At 70.0% G+C, this 15571-nt stretch carries 9 protein-coding genes and 1 pseudogene (1 of these 10 running past the window's edge); 7 read left to right on the plus strand and 3 right to left on the minus strand.

Annotated elements, in window-relative coordinates:
- The 3 genes and pseudogenes from BO221_RS12235 to BO221_RS12245 all read left to right on the plus strand — a co-directional run.
- A pseudogene (locus BO221_RS12235) lies at positions 1–6131 on the plus strand (non-ribosomal peptide synthase/polyketide synthase); its annotated part reaches 20233 nt to the left of the window's first position; the annotation flags it as partial.
- Positions 6128–7771, plus strand: coding sequence for a cyclic peptide export ABC transporter (locus BO221_RS12240; protein ID WP_073560597.1), 1644 nt, complete (start codon positions 6128–6130; stop codon positions 7769–7771). The pseudogene BO221_RS12235 and the gene BO221_RS12240, both read left to right, overlap by 4 nt.
- Positions 7772–7804: 33 nt before the next feature.
- Positions 7805–9325, plus strand: coding sequence for a hypothetical protein (locus BO221_RS12245; protein WP_073560598.1), 1521 nt, complete (start codon positions 7805–7807; stop codon positions 9323–9325).
- An 86-nt stretch (positions 9326–9411) separates the two neighbouring features.
- On the opposite strand, the gene dnaJ is transcribed toward BO221_RS12245, so the two are convergent.
- Both dnaJ and BO221_RS12255 read right to left on the minus strand, forming a co-directional pair.
- The gene (dnaJ, locus tag BO221_RS12250; protein WP_073560599.1) at positions 9412–10542 is read right to left on the minus strand and encodes a molecular chaperone DnaJ; all 1131 of its coding nucleotides are present in this window, start codon (positions 10540–10542) and stop codon (positions 9412–9414) included.
- Positions 10543–10688: 146 nt separating this feature from the next.
- Positions 10689–11132: a hypothetical protein gene (locus BO221_RS12255; protein ID WP_043390796.1), complete on the minus strand. Its 444-nt coding sequence runs from the start codon at positions 11130–11132 to the stop codon at positions 10689–10691.
- Positions 11133–11271: 139 nt separating this feature from the next.
- Here BO221_RS12255 and BO221_RS57310 point away from each other — a divergent pair, with 139 nt between their 5' ends.
- A complete protein-coding gene (locus tag BO221_RS57310; protein WP_073560600.1) occupies positions 11272–13035 on the plus strand; it encodes an ABC transporter ATP-binding protein in 1764 nt (587 codons plus the stop codon).
- 39 nt (positions 13036–13074) lie between these two features.
- On the opposite strand, the gene BO221_RS12265 is transcribed toward BO221_RS57310, so the two are convergent.
- On the minus strand, positions 13075–13752 hold the full coding sequence (locus BO221_RS12265; RefSeq protein ID WP_073560601.1) for a hypothetical protein: 678 nt from the start codon (positions 13750–13752) through the stop codon (positions 13075–13077).
- A 178-nt stretch (positions 13753–13930) separates the two neighbouring features.
- On the opposite strand from BO221_RS12265, the gene BO221_RS12270 reads away from it, so the two are divergent.
- The 3 genes from BO221_RS12270 to BO221_RS12280 are packed head-to-tail and all read left to right on the plus strand — an operon-like array spanning position 13931 to position 15569.
- Positions 13931–14173, plus strand: a complete 243-nt coding sequence (locus BO221_RS12270) for a hypothetical protein (protein WP_073560602.1) — start codon at positions 13931–13933, stop codon at positions 14171–14173.
- A gap of 55 nt (positions 14174–14228) precedes the next feature.
- Positions 14229–14993 (plus strand): hypothetical protein, encoded by a 765-nt coding sequence (locus BO221_RS12275; RefSeq protein ID WP_073560603.1) that lies wholly within the window; start codon positions 14229–14231, stop codon positions 14991–14993.
- Between the two features lie 3 nt (positions 14994–14996).
- Positions 14997–15569 (plus strand): hypothetical protein, encoded by a 573-nt coding sequence (locus BO221_RS12280; RefSeq protein ID WP_043390805.1) that lies wholly within the window; start codon positions 14997–14999, stop codon positions 15567–15569.
- The last annotated feature ends 2 nt before the right edge of the window (positions 15570–15571 follow it).

Consider the following 15571-nt stretch of genomic DNA (forward strand, 5'->3'; position numbering starts at 1 on the left):
GCTCTCCGCTCTTCCAGGTGATGTTCACGGTGCTCAACGCGCCCATGCCGGAGCAGTCCCTGCCCGGCCTGACGCTGCGTCCGCTGCCGCTCGCCAACGACACCGCCAAGTTCGACCTGTCCCTGGGCTTCATGGAGACGGAGCAGGGCTTCGCGGGTGAGCTCGAGTACAACACCGACCTGTACGACGCCTCCACCATCCAGCGCATGCTGGGGCACCTGCGCGTGCTGCTGGAGGGCATCGTCGCCGCCCCCGAGCGCAAGCTGTGGGAGCTGTCTCCGCTCGATGAGGCGGAGCGCCGCCAGCTGCTCGTGGACTGGAGCGAGCCGCTGCCGCAGCCGGTGGGCGACACCTGCCTCCACCACCTCGTGGAGGCGCAGGTGGAGCGCACGCCGGACGCCCTCGCCGTCATCTCCGGCACCCGGCGCCTCACCTACCGGGAGCTGGAGCGCCGCTCCAACCAGCTGGCCCACCGTCTGCGTCAGTTGGGCGTGGGTCCCGAGATCAAGGTCGGCGTGTGCCTGGAGCGCACCGAGCACCTGGTGCTCGCCGTGCTGGGCGTGCTCAAGGCCGGTGGCACCTACGTGCCGTTGGATCCCGCCTACCCGCAGGACCGCCTGGGCTACATGCTCCAGGAGACGCGCGTGCCCGTGCTGCTCACCCAGCGGCGTCCGTCGCGCTCGCTGCCCGCGCACCCGGCCCACGTGGTGCTGCTGGATGAGGCCCAGGCGGAGCTCGACGCCCTGCCCTCCGAGCGCTTCCGGGCCCCGGTGCACCCCAGCAACCTGGCCTACGTGCTCTACACCTCCGGCTCCACCGGCCGGCCCAAGGGTGTCTCTCTGGAGCACCGCAACGCCGTGGCCTTCATCCACTGGGCGCGGGGCGTCTTCTCGCCGGAGCAGCTCACCGGCGTGCTGGCGGCCACCTCGCTCAACTTCGACCTCTCCGTCTTCGAGCTCTTCGCCCCGCTGAGCTCCGGTGGCGCGGTCATCGTGGCGGAGAACGCCCTGGCGCTGCCTACCATCGAGGCCCGGAACGAGGTCACCCTCGTCAACACGGTGCCCTCGGCCATGGCGGAGCTGGTGCGGAGCCAGGGCGTGCCCACGTCGGTGCGCACCATCAACCTCGCGGGCGAGCCGCTCACCGGTGCCCTCGCGAAGCTCATCCACGAGCTGCCCCACGTGGACGGCCTCTACAACCTCTACGGCCCCACGGAGGACACCACGTACTCCACGTACGTGCGCGTGTCCCGCGATGCCCAGCGCGAGCCCACCATCGGTAGGCCGCTGGCGGGGACGCAGGGTTACGTGCTGGACGCCCGCATGCAGCTGGTGCCGGTGGGCGTGCCGGGCGAGCTCTACCTGGGCGGCGCGGGACTGGCCCGCGGCTACCTGCACCGTCCGGAGCTGGCCGCCGAGCGGTTCGTGCCCAACCCGTTCTCCACCACGCCCGGTGAGCGCCTGTACCGCACGGGCGACCGGGTCCGCTACCTGCCGGACGGTGAGCTCGAGTACCTGGGCCGCATCGACAACCAGGTGAAGGTGCGCGGCTTCCGCATCGAGCTGGGAGAGATCGAAACGGCGCTCCGGGGCCACCCGAGCGTGCGCGACGTCGTGGTGGTGGCTCGCGAGGACTCGCCGGGCGACAAGCGCCTGGTGGCGTACCTCGTGGCGAAGCCGGAGCACACGCTCGCGGCCGCCGAGCTGCGCACCTTCCTCAAGCAGAGCCTGCCCGAGTACATGGTGCCCTCGGCGCTCATGGTGCTCGACACGCTGCCGCTCTCACCCAACGGCAAGGTGGACCGCAAGGCCCTGCCCGTGCCGGACCAGGCGCAGACGAGCCAGGAGTACGTGGCCCCGCGCAACGAGACGGAGCAGTTGCTCGCCCAGCTCTGGTCCGAGGTCCTCAAGGCGCCCCGCATCGGCGTCCACGAGAACTTCTTCGAGCTGGGTGGCCACTCGCTGCTGGCCACGCAGGTGCTCTCGCGCATCCGCACGGCCTTCCGGGTGGAGCTGCCCCTGAGGGATCTCTTCGAGGCCCCCTCCATCGCCGCCCTGGCGGAGAGGCTCGACGCGGCCATCCGGGCCGGCCAGGGAGTCCAGGCGCCCGCCATCACGCGCGTCTCGCGTGAGGCGCACCTGCCCCTGTCCTTCTCGCAGCAGCGGCTGTGGTTCCTGGATCAGCTCCAGCCAGGCAACGCCTTCTACAACCTGCCCACGGCGGTGCGGCTGGAGGGCGTGCTGGATGTCGCGGCCCTGGAGCGCGCGCTGTCCGAGCTGGTGCGGCGCCACGAGTCGCTGCGCACCACGTTCGCCACCGCGCAGGGCGAGCCCGTGCAGGTCATCGCTCCGCACGGCACGCTGCCCCTGGAGGTGGTGGACCTGAGCGCCGTGCCCGCCTCCGAGCTGGAGGCCGAGGTGCGGCGGCTCAGCACCGAGCATGCGCTGAAGCCCTTCGAGCTCGGCCGCGGGCCCCTGCTGCGCGCCCTGCTGCTGCGGCTGGACGCGAAGCAGCACGTGCTCGTGGTCACCATGCACCACATCGTCTCGGACGGCTGGTCCCTGGGGGTGCTGGTGCGCGAGGTGGCGGCGCTCTACCAGGCCTTCACCGAGGGCAAGCCCTCCCCGCTGCCAGAGCTGCCCGTGCAGTACGCCGACTACGCGGCGTGGCAGCGTGGCTGGCTCCAGGGCGAGGTGCTCGAGCAGCAGCTCGGCTGGTGGCGTCAGCAGCTCACCGGTGCGCCGCGCGCGCTGGAGCTGCCCACGGACAGGCCGCGGCCTCCCGTGATGACCCACCGGGGCGGCAGCCAGCCCGTGGTGCTGTCCGCGGAGCTCTCGCGGGCGCTGATGAAGCTCTGCCAGCGCGAAGGCATCACGCCCTTCATGCTGTTGCTGGCGGCCTTCCAGGTGCTGCTCTCGCGCTACTCCGGGCAGGACGACATCAGCGTCGGCTCGCCCATCGCCGGCCGCAACCGCGGTGAGGTGGAGGGGCTCATCGGCTTCTTCGTCAACACCCTCGTCCTGCGCTCCCGCCTGTCGCCCCAGCGGAGCTTCCGGGCCCTGCTGGCGCAGGTGCGCGAGACCACGCTCGGCGCTTACGCCCACCAGGAGGTGCCCTTCGAGAAGCTCGTCGAGGAGCTCCAGCCCGAGCGCGATCTGAGCCGCTCGCCGCTCTTCCAGGTGATGCTCACCTTCCAGAACACGCCCGCGCAGACCCTGGAGTCCACCGGGCTGACGCTGCGCCCGGTGGAGGTGGACGCCCAGACGGCCCGCTTCGAGCTGTCCCTCACCTTCGCCGAGGAGGCCGGGGCGCTCGCGGGCGTGCTCCTCTACAACGCGGACCTGTTCGACGCCGGGACGGCCGCGCGCATGGCCGGACACCTGAACGTCCTGCTGGAGGGCGCCGTCGCCGACCCCGAGCAGAGCCTGGGACGGCTGCCGCTGCTCACCAGCGAGGAGCGGCGCCAGTTGCTGGTGGAGTGGAACGACACCCGGCGGGACTTCACCGTCGAGCCGTCGCTGCCCGCCGCGTTCGAGGCCCAGGTGGCTCGCACCCCGGAGGCGCTGGCGCTCATGTTCGAGGGCAGCCAGCTCACCTTCCGCGAGCTCAACCAGCGCGCCAACCAGCTCGCGCACCTGCTGCGCGCGCGGGGCATCGGTCCCAATGTCCTGGTGGCCATGTGCCTGGAGCGCTCGCTGGAGCAGGTGGTGGCCGTGTTCGGCATCCTCAAGGCCGGCGGCGCCTACGTGCCGTTGGATCCCGCCTACCCGCAGGAGCGTCTGAACCTGGTGCTCACGGACTCGCGGGCCCCGGTGCTGCTCACCCAGCGCCACCTGCTGCCCCGGCTCCAGTCCCCCACCGCCCAGGTGCTCTGCCTGGACGCGGAGGACGGACTGCTCGCCCGCCAGAGCGTGGAGAACCCGCCCCTCGTCAACGGCCCCGAGGACCTCGCCTACGTCATCTACACCTCGGGCTCCACCGGCGTGCCCAAGGGCGTGATGATTCAGCAGGGCTCCGTGCTCAACCTGCGCCACGCCCTGGCCAGCACCGTGTACGCCGACGTCAAGGCCCCGCAGCGCGTCACCCTCAACGCGCCGCTGTCCTTCGACGCGTCGGTGAAGCAGCTCGTGCGGATTCTCGATGGCCACGCGCTCTGCATGGTCCCCGAGGCCGCCCGTGGCGACGTGGACGCGCTGCTGGCGCTGCTGGCGCGCGACCGGGTGGACGTCCTGGACTGCTCGCCCTCGCACCTGCGCCTGTTGCTCGGCGCGGGTCTGGCCACCCGGACGGAGAACGTGCCCACGCGCGTGCTCGTGGGTGGCGAGGCGCTGGACGAGGCGCTCTGGACCACGCTGTCCCAGCACCCGCGCACCCGCTTCTTCAACGTCTACGGCCCCACCGAGTGCACGGTGGACACCACGGCGTGCGAGGTGCGTGACTGGCCGAAGCCCACGCTCGGAAAGCTGCTGCCCAACGTGCGCGGCTACGTGCTCGACGAGCGCATGCAGCCCGTGCCCGTGGGTGTCCCCGGCGAGCTGTACGTCGGTGGCGCCGGCGTGGCCCGCGGCTACCTGCGCCGGCCCGAGCTGACGTCGCAGAAGTTCGTCGCGGATCCGTTCAGCTCGCAGCCCGGTGCCCGCCTGTACCGGACCGGGGACCTGGTGCGCTGGCTGCCGGACGGCACCATCGACTACCTGGGCCGCGTGGACTTCCAGGTGAAGGTGCGCGGCTTCCGCATCGAGCTGGAGGAGATTGAAGCGGTGCTCTCCAGCCACCCGGGCGTGCAGCAGGCCACGGTGGTGGCCCGYGAGGACACGCCGGGAGACAAGCGGCTGGTGGCGTACCTCGTGGCCCGGGACGGTCAGCCGTTCGACCTGGCCGAGCTGCGTGGCGCCCTGCGCCAGAAGCTGCCGGAGTACATGGTGCCCTCGGCCTTCGTGGCGMTGGAGAAGCTGCCGCTCAACTCCAGCGGCAAGGTGGACCGCAAGGCRCTGCCCGCSCCGGAGCAGGGCCGCATCGAGGCGGCGGGGGCCTACGTGCCGCCGCGCGATGCCCTGGAGCTCCAGGTGGCGCGCATCTGGGAGGAGGTGCTGGACGTGCGGCCTGTCGGCGCGACCAGCCACTTCTTCGAGCTGGGTGGGCACTCGCTGCTGGCCGTGCGCCTCATGGGCCGGCTGCGCGAGGTGACGGGCCGGAACCTGCCGCTGGCCGCGCTCTTCCAGGCGCCCACGGTGGAGCAGCTCGCGCAGCTGTTGCGTGGGGTGCCGCAGGCCTGGTCGCCCCTGGTGCCGCTCGTGCCCGTGCAGCCGGGCAACCCCCACCGTCCGCTCTTCGTCGTCCACCCGGTGGGCGGCACCGTGCTCGGCTACTCCGAGCTGTCCCGTCAGCTGGGTCCGCAGCAGCCGTTCTACGCCCTCGAGTCGCGCGGGCTCGACGGCTCGCTGCCTCCGTGCCAGACGGTCGAGGAGATGGCGGCCCTCTACGTGGACGCCATCCGCACCGTCCAGCCCTCCGGGCCCTACCTGCTCGGTGGCTGGTCCATGGGTGGCGTGGTGGCCTACGAGATGGCCCAGCAGCTCCAGCGTCAGGGCGAGCAGGTGGAGCTGTTGATGCTCATCGACTCGCAGGCGCCCTCCGGGCGGCCCGCCAACATCCAGAACGAGGACGAGGCCCTCCAGCAGGCCTTCGTGAGCCTGGTGGAAGACCTCATCGGCGACGGCTTCAAGGTGCCCGAGGAGCAGGTGAAGACGCTGGGACGGGAGGAGTTGCTCCACGTCCTGATGGAGGGAGCGCGCAAGGCCCAGCTCGCCCTGCCCGAGGTGGGGGTGGAGCAGGTGCGCGCCCTGCGCAACGTCTTCGAGGCCAACCTGCGTGCCAGCTGGCGCTACCAGCCCGCTGCCCACACGAGCGGGCCGCTCACCCTGCTGCGCGCCAGCAAGCCGGTCCCTGGCCAGACGGAGGATCGCGGCTGGGGGGCCCTGGCGCCTCCGGGCAAGCTGGACATCCATGAGGTGCCCGGCGCACACTTCGAGCTGTTGCAGCCTCCCGCCGTGCAGGCAGTGGCCGAGCGACTGCGCGAGTACCTCGAACGCGCCCACGAGCGGGCCTCAGTGAGCACCAAGACCCCATGAAACTCCTTGCCCTCCTGCTGCGCGCCTCGCGAGGCAGCGTCTTCCTGTCGGCCCTGTGCGGCCTGCTGTCGGGTGGCAGCAGCGCCGCGCTCATCGCCCTCATCAACCACAAGCTGACCGGCACCGACACACCGGACAACGTGCTGGTGGGTGGCTTCATCGGCCTGATGCTGCTGTCCCTGGTGACCCGCATCTTCTCGCAGGTGCTGCTCAACGGGATGCAGCAGAACGCGCTCTACAACATGCGCCTGCGGCTCAGCCGCAGCATCGTCTCGGCGCCCCTGCGCCGGTTCGAGGAGCTCGGCGCGCACCGGATGATCGCCACCCTGACGGACGACATCGTCACGGTCAGCAACGGCATGATGTTGCTGCCCCTCATCGTGGTGAACGCAGCCATCCTCATCGGCTGCCTGGGGTGGATGGCGTGGCTCTCCTGGAAGCTCTTCCTGGGGATGATCGTCTTCATGACGCTGGGCGTGCTGTCGTTCAGCCTCCTCACGGGCCTCGCCACGGGAGGGCTCGCCAAGGCCCGCACCACCCAGGACACCCTCTTCAAGCACTTCCGCTCGCTCACCGAGGGCATCAAGGAGCTCAAGCTCAACGGCAACCGCCGCGAGGTCTTCCTCGGCGAGCAGCTGGAGGGCACGGCCGGCACGCTGCGCAGCCTGTACACCCGCAGCCTCAACATCTACTCGGCCAGCAGCAGCTGGGGCATGTTCCTGTTCTTCGTCGTCATCGGCCTGCTCATCTTCGCCATGCCGGCCTTCAGCCCGCTGAGCCTGGCCGAGCTGACGGGCTACACGCTCACCGTGCTCTACCTGCAGCAGCCGCTGCAGACGCTCACCGAGTTCGTCCCCTTCCTGGCGCGCGCGGACGTGGCGATGAAGAAGGTGGAGGAGATGGGCCTGACCCTGGAGACCGCCGCCGAGTCGGCCCGGGCCCTCGCCGCGAACACGGCCCCGAGCGCCTTCCAGAAACTGGAGCTGGTGGACGTCACCCATACCTACCACCGCGAGAACGACGACAGCCGCTTCACCCTCGGGCCCATCAACCTGAGCCTGGCGCCGGGCGAGCTGCTCTTCCTGGTGGGTGGCAACGGCAGCGGCAAGACGAGCCTCGCCAAGCTCTTCACCGGCCTCTACACGCCCGAGTCCGGCGAGGTGCGGCTGGATGGCCAGCCCGTCACCGACGAGACGCGCGACACCTACCGCCAGCTCTTCTCCACCGTCTTCTCGGACTTCCACCTCTTCGAGAGCCTGCTCGGCCTGGCCCCGCAGGAGCGCTCCGAGAAGGTGGCGCACTACCTGAAGCGGCTGAACCTGGACCAGAAGGTGCGCGTCACCGACGGGAAGCTCTCCACCACCGAGCTGTCCCTGGGTCAGCGCAAGCGTCTGGCGCTGCTCGCCTCGTGGCTGGAGGACCGCCCCATCTACGTCTTCGACGAGTGGGCCGCGGACCAGGACCCCGTCTTCAAGCAGATCTTCTACGAGGAGCTGCTCCCCGAGATGAAGCGCGCGGGCAAGGCCGTGCTCGTCATCAGCCACGACGACCGCTACTTCCACGTCGCCGACCGGCTCGTCCGGCTGGACTCGGGCCGCCTCGTGGATCCCGAGGCGGATGCCCGGCGGGTGGCCTCGTAGCCAGGATTCCCGGATTCAGGGTATTTGAGAAGGATGAACCCCAAACCTTCTCTGGCCTCCCTGCTGTCCTGTCTGGCACTCACCCTGGCGTCGGCCGGCTGTCCGTCCCCAACGGATCCCACTCCGGATGGGGGGACGGACGCGGGCACCGACGCGGGGGTACCTCCCGACGTCACCGGGCAGTTGGACATGCTCTCCCTGACGAACGCCGGGGAGGTCCGCCGCCCGGTGGACCTCTCCACCGACGCGCCCAAGGCGCTCGTCGAGGAGGGTGGCACCTTCGTCACCCATGAAGGCGTGGGCAAGGCGGACGGCACCTTCGTCATCCCCAACGTCCCCGCCGGCCCGTACTACCTGCGCTTCGATCCCACCACCTACGTGGTGACGGACGCCCGGGAGGTGAAGCTCTCCACGAACACGAGCATCGGCCGGCCCGACGCCGCGACCCAGCCCGCGGACGTCAGCGGCGCGACGATCGTCTTCAACCTCGACAACCTCCACCCGTACCAGAGCACGGACGGCCTCACCCTCTTCTCCACCAACCTCAATGTGGCGCGCTTCCGGCTCACGCCCACCGCCACCGTGGGGGCGACCTCGGGCACCTTCACCTATACGGTCCGCACGGGCCAGCCGCTCATCGACCCGGCGCAGGGGGACCGCGTCCTGCTTACCCAGCTCACCAGCCGCACCGCCCCACTCGAGGGCAGCGGTGAGACGTTGAGCTACCGCTCCGTCAGCCGCTCCTTCGAGGCTCCCGAGTTCCAATCCAAGCCGGGGGAGACGCAGACGATCTCCGGCACCATGGCCGAGCCCCCCGCGCTCACGGCGCCCCTGCACTGGGACATGGCCGCGTTCAGGAACCTGGCCCCCGCCATCCACCCGCGCGCCAGCGTGGCCGCGCAGGTGATGATCGTCGACATCCAGCCCATGCCGCACACCTACGGCACCATCAGCCCCATTCCCCTGCTCGTGGAGATTGGCCTGCCGCCCATCGTGGACGAGCTGCGCACCACCCTCACCTACGCCAATCCCTATCCCGCGAGCTGGATGCCCGTGGGCACCACGGAGACCGCTTTCGCGGTGACCTACCAGCTGCCCGGGACGGATACGCCGGCCATCATCGCCGGCAGCGCCTCACACTCGGAGCAGCTCCCCGGGTTCTTCTCCGGGAAGATCGCCCCCCAGTTCGGTACCGTGCAGCAGCCGCGCATCGAGGGCATGGACGCGCAGCAGCCCGTCACCCTCGCCACCACCACGCCCGAGGTGAGCTGGGTGGCGCCGCCCCCCGTGCCGGGCGAGCGCTACCACTACATCCTCTTCATCCACGAGCTCTCGGTGGAGGGCTCCGCGACGGTGAGCCAGTACGTGGGTTCCATCCGGACCGATGACACCCGCACGCGGCTGCCGCCCGGGCTGCTGTCCTCGGGCCGCTCGTATGTCTTTACCTTCGACGTGAACACCACCTCGGACGAAGACATCCTCCAGCAGGTGTTCAACCTCCCCATCCCCATCTCGGGCGTGCTGTCCCTGTCGGACATCATCACCGTGCAGTAGGGACCTCCAGAAATGGAAAAGGGTGCCCGGACTCCGTGGTCCGCGGCACCCTCACCCTGTCCCTCTCCCGGTGGGAGAGGGGTGTTTCAGCCGAACAGCTCGCGCACCTTCTCGAAGAAGTTCTTCGACTGCGGGTGCACCTCTTCCCCGCTGGCGTCGGCGAACTTCTCGAGCAGCTCGCGCTGCTTCTGCGTCAGCCCCGTGGGCGTCTCCACCATCACGCGCACGTGCTGGTCCCCGCGCTGGCCGCTGTGCAGGTGCGGAATGCCCTTGCCCTTGAGCCGGAACACCTTGCCCGACTGCGTGCCCTCGGGAATGGTCATCTTCACCTTCCCGTCCAGCGTGGGCACGTCGATCTTCGCGCCCAGCGCCGCCTGCGTGAAGGAGATGGGCACCTCGCAGAAGACGTCGTAGTCCTCGCGCTGGAAGAGCGAGTGCTCCCGGACGATGACCGTCACGTACAGATCACCCGAAGGTCCGCCCCGGTCACCCGGCTCGCCCATGCCGCCGAGCCGCACCCGCGTGCCGTTGTCCACACCCGCGGGGATGTTGACCTCGATGACCTCCTCGGCCGGCACCTTGCCCGAGCCCCGGCACTTGCCGCACGGATCCGGCACCACCGCGCCCGTGCCGCCGCAGTCCGTGCACGGCCGGCTCACCGCGAAGAAGCCCTGGGTGAAGCGCAGCTCGCCCGTGCCGCCGCACGTGCCGCACGCCTTGGGCGCCGAGCCGCTCTTGCTGCCCGAGCCACTGCACGTGTCGCACTTCTTCGGGCGCGGAATCGGCACCTTCGGACGGCAGCCGAACGCCGCCTCCTCGAAGGAAATCTCCAGGTTGAAGCGCAGGTCCGCGCCGCGGTTGCTCACCCGGCCCCGGCCACCCCGCCCCCCGAAGATGTCTCCGAAAATCTCTCCGAAGATGTCGTTGATGTTGACGCCCTGGAAGCCGCCGCCGAACGGGTCTCCCCCGGCCGCGCCACCCACGCCCGCATGGCCGAACCGGTCGTACCGGGCCCGCCGCTCCGGGTCGCTCAGCACCTCATAGGCTTCCGAGGCCTCCTTGAACTTATCCTCGGCATCCTTGTTTCCGGGGTTCCGGTCCGGGTGGTACTGCAACGCCACCTTGCGGAACGCGCTCTTGAGCTCTTGCCCCGAGACGTTCTTCTGGACTCCCAGTACCTCGTAGTAGTCGCGCTTCTGGCCCGCCGCCGCTGGCATTGCGTTCAAACCCCTGGATTTATTGGACTTTCCAAGCCCGCGTACTCTTCGAAATCACTATAACGCAGGCGGAAGGCCCGGCAATCCGCGCCCGCCCCTCTTTGGAGGGGCGGGCGCTTCGGGATGAACGCTCGAAACGGGGGGCCTCAGACCGTCCAGACCCGGTTGGCCGTCAGCTCCATGCGAGCGAGCCGCCGTTTGAGCACCGGATCAACGGCTCCCCTGGACGCCCACTTGGGGACCACGAAGTGCAGCTCCGCGTTGTAGAGCTTGGCGGCGCTGGACAGGAGGCTCCAGCGGTTCTCCGTGGTGGGGTCTTCCACCATGCCCGGAGTGACGATCTCCAGGATGATGGGGGTGCGAGCCGAATCGGACTGTCGGCAGGTGAAGTCTGGCCGATGGTCCTCGATGGTGCCCGAAAGAATGGGCGGTGGCATGAAGCCGGGCAGCCGAGCCTTGAGGTCCGTGCAGCCGATGGTGCGGAAGTACTCCGCCATCAGCCACAAGAGCCGACGGCGCTCTTCGTCCTCGACCACCGGCTCACAGCCCGGACTGAACAGCGCCTCTTTCCCAGTGTTGGTGTTGTCCATGGCTAGCGGAAAGCTGTCCGCCGCTTCCCGCAGGGGCAATGAAAGCTCCCACATGGATCGAATACCCGGCCGCGGGACGAGCGGGCGAGCGCGGGCCTTTGCCGGGGAGGCTTCTCAGTGAGAGAGTGCGCGCTCCGCCGTGGCCCCCCGTCCTGCTCCACACGTCTATCGCCGCCTGCTGGGATACCTCCGTCCCTATCGGAGGCTGCTGGTGTGCGGTGTGAGCGCCTCCCTGGCCGCTGCCGCCGCCACCTCGGGGTACGCCTGGCTGGTGGGGCCGCTGCTACACGCTGTCCTTACGGGAACACCCGTGGTGCTGGCGGGATTCACGCTGCCGGGCAAGCAACTGCTCGGTGTGCTGCCCCTGCTGGTGGTGGCCATGGCGGCAGTGAAGGCCACGGCGGCCTTCCTCCAGGGCGGGTGGATGCAGCGGTTGGGGCAGCGGGTGATGGCGGACCTGCGCGGCTTCCTGTACGCCCGGCTGCTCGCCCAGCCACCGGCCTTCTTCGAGAAGCAGCACTCGGGTGAGTTGCTCACCCGCTTCACCGCGGACGTGCCGCTGGTGGAGTTCTCCGTGACGCAGGCGCTCTCCTCGTATGTGAGGGACGGGCTGCAGATTCTGGCGCTGCTCGTCACGTGTCTGCTCATCGACGCGAAGCTCTTCCTCGTCACCTTCGTGGTGATGCCGCTCACGGTGCTGCCGGTGCGCAGCTTCGCGCGCTCGCTGAAGAAGGTGGCCAACCGCTCGCAGACGAGCCTGGGTGCCCTCACCGCGCTCACCGCGGAGCAACTGCAGGCCCTGCCCGTGGTGCAGGCCTATGGGGGCACGCCGCGGGCGCTGGAGTCCTTCGAGGCCGAGTCGGAGCGCTACCTCGGGCAGATGCGCCGCTCGCTCTTCCTGCGCGGGGCGTACAGCCCCACGGTGGAGGTGATGGGGATTGTCGGCGTGGCGCTGGCGGTGGCCTGGGGCGCGCGGGCCATCTCCGCGGACCCGTCGCTCTCCGGGCGGCTGCTGTCCTTCCTCGCCGCGGTGCTGCTGCTCTACCAGCCGGTGAAGTCGCTCAGTGGCACGCTGTCCCAGGTGCTCATCGGACTGGTGGCGGCCGAGCGCCTCTTCGCGGTGGTGGACGTGCCGGTGCCGCCAGACGAGGGAGCGGAGGCCGGGCCGCTCACCCGGGCATTGACGCTCGAGGGCCTGCGCGCCACCTACGCGGACGGCCGCGAGGCGCTGCGCGGGGTGGACCTCACGGTGCCGGCGGGAGCCCGGGTGGCGCTGGTGGGGGCCTCGGGCGCGGGCAAGACGACGCTCTTCTCCGTGCTGCTGGGCTTCCTGCCCCCGAGCGGCGGCACGGTGGGCTGGGATGGGACACCGCTGTCCCAGTTGAAGCCCTCCAGTGTGCGGGCGCAGATGGCATGGGTGCCGCAGGAGCCGGTGCTCTTCTCGGGCAGCGTGCGGCACAACCTGCTGCTGGGGCGGCCCGAGGCCACCGACGCGGAGCTCTGGGAGGCGCTGCGGCTGGCGCACGCGGAGGACTTCGTGGGCGCCCTGCCGGGAGGCCTGGACGAGCCGGTGGGTGAGCGTGGCGCGCGACTGTCAGGTGGACAGCGGCAGCGGCTGGCCCTGGCGAGGGCCTTCCTGTGCCGGCCCTCGGTGCTGCTGCTGGACGAGCCCACGAGCGCACTGGACGCACAGAGCGAGGCGGCGGTGGGCGCGGGCCTGGCGGCGTTGATGAAGGGGAGGACGGTGCTCGTCATCGCGCACCGGCTGTCCACGGTGCGCGACGCGGACCTCATCGTCGTGCTGGATGCGGGGCGGGTGGTGGAGGCGGGCACGCACGCGGAGCTGTCGGCGCGAGGTGGACGCTACGCCCAGCTGCTCGGAGAGGGCGCCGTCGCCGCTTGAGTTCCGCATGCTCCCTCTCCCTCTGGGAGAGGGGACAGCTCACAGGAGCCAGAACAGCAGCCACACGCTGAGCAGCAGCCCCAGCCCGAGGACGACGAGCATGGTCAGGCCCTCCGTCTTCTGCCTCTGGAGCATGACGGGGTCCACGACGGGCAGCTGGAGGGGCAGTGGAGTCTGCGCCCCGGCCGAAGCGCTATGAGACGTGGACGCGGGCGCGGCGGAAGCGGAAGCGGAAGCGGAAACCGGAGGCGTGGGGCTCACGGGCGCGGGAGCGGCAGGCGCCACGGCCACGGCCCCGGTGCCTCCGGAGAGCACGAGCCCCTGGCGCGCGAGCGCGAGCACACGCTGGATGTGTTGAATGTAACGGTCCTCCCCCTGGTAGTGCTCGAGGGCGAGCGCGGCGCGCAGCAGCCGGGCGGGAACGGGCTGGGCATCCGGGTGGACGACACTCGTCTCGGTGCGCACGGCCCCATCCTGCTCCACCCGTCCGGTGCGCAGGCCCACGCCACTGGACCACACGCAGTGTTCGTCCAGAAGTGTGAGTTCCTGGCGCTGCACGCGGCCCTCCGGGTCCACGAAGGACAGCAGCTCCGCCCCCTGGGTGGACAGGTGCCAGACAGAGCGCTGGCCGTCATCACCGGGAGGCCCTTCCACCGGGCGGGCCTGGTACAGCGCCAGCACCGCGGCCTTCAATCTCTCCGAGGACAGATCGCTCATGGACGAGGCGTCACACTAGGGTCGGAGGGGAGGAAACGGAAGGCACAAAGGGTGGCCACGGGTCTCGTCCAGAACAGGAAGGGTCGGGCATGCCGCTGGCTCCCTGGCCGGTCTCCCCAGGGCGGGCCGGGCCTCCGGGTGGAGTCATCCCCATGGTTGGGGGCGGAGGAGCCCGCATATGGCGATCATCTACCCCGACAAGCCCATCGACACCCCCTTCGTGGTGCCCCCCAACCGCACCGAGGTGACGGACGAGCCGGAGCCGAGCTACCCCAGCCATGACCCGCGTTTCCCGGACGTGAGCTGGATTGGCTCGGCCGAGCAGGGCGGAGGCCACATGCCCGAGGACTACGAATGGCCCACCAACCCCAAGCAGCACCAGGACGGCCTGATGGGCGAATGGGAACCCACCCAACATTGAGGCACGTGATGAGCCACGTGCCTCTCCGCCGTCCGGGCGCTACGGTGCGCACCCCATGAGCCGTTCCCGATCCAAGAAGATGGAGTTCGTGCGCCAGTTCGAGGGCGCGCAGGTGCTCGACGGGCTGCTGGAGCTCGCGGGCACCTCACATGACAGCCTCACGGTGCTGGCGCACATGCGCCAGGCCCACGCCGAGGGACGCCCCTCCCAGGAAGTGATTCCCAGCCTCTTCGGGCAGGAGCCCCGATTCGAGTCCCCCGAGCTGGCGCGCCGCCTCTTCCAGAACCTGCTGGGGTTGTGGGACCTGGTGCAGGAAGGCAAGCAGGTGCGGCTGGAGGACGGCCCGCGCCCGCCCCGGCCGAAGAAGCAGAAGACGGAGCCACCCCAGCCCTTCGCTCCGGGCGAGCCGGACACGGCATTCGTGGAGGGGGCCTGGCGTTATCTGGAAGACGACGAGAAGGCGCGCACCCGGCTGAACGATGCGTTCGAAAACAAGCAGGACGCGCTGCTGGGTGTGCTTGACGCCGCGGGGCTGTCGGACGAAGGATACGGAGTCGCCCGTCACCTGCTCTTCGAGCTGCACGCCATGCTGGAGCTTGGCTGGCCGCAGGGACTGGCGAGCGTGGCTCCCGCGGCACTGGAGACACCGGGCATGGAGACTTCGCCAGTGCCCACGGCCCTGACCGCATACGCGGACGAGGCGTTGTTCGAGGCGGAGCAGGACGAGGAGCACCCCCTGTCACCCGAGGAGCTGGCGACGGCACGCACCCTGGTGAAGCGCGGACTGACGGCGCTGTGGAGTGCTCGGAAGGGAAAATGAAGAATGGCACGTGACAAGGACGACGATCGGGGCGGTGGAGGCTTCTCCGGCAAACGGACGAAGAGCTGGCGGGAGATCGACGCTTCGCGCGGCAAGGGCCGGGGGCACACCTCGCGGCAGGATGATCCGGCGCAGCAGCGCATCGAGCGCAGCGCGTCGTACCAGAAGTACAAGGCGGCGGCGGACGCGCTCTTCACGGGCGGCGAGCTGCCCGAGGGCCTGGCGAAGACCTTCGATCCCGAGGGCAAGCGCAAGGCGCAGAAGCAGGCGATGCAGAAGCTGATGGAGTCCGCCGAGGATCCGCGGGCATGGGCGCAGGGGGTGCTGGACTACCTGGAGAAGTACCCCGAGCTGCCCGAGGACCCGTACTTCCTGGACAGCCTGCTGGGCCACCCGCGCGAGCGGATCGTGGACAAGGCGCTGGGCAGGCTGGAGGAGCTGGAGGCCGAGGGCAAGCTGGTGAAGACGAAGGTGCCCAAGAGCCTGGATCAGCGCCTCAAGGGCATCGAGCTCACCAGCCTGGATCCCGACATGCAGAGCCGGGCCAAGGCGCTGCGCGAGAAGCTGCGCGTCTGAGT

Origin of the sequence: Archangium sp. Cb G35, from assembly GCF_001896145.1 — a bacterium.
GTDB classification, from domain to species: domain Bacteria; phylum Myxococcota; class Myxococcia; order Myxococcales; family Myxococcaceae; genus Archangium; species Archangium violaceum.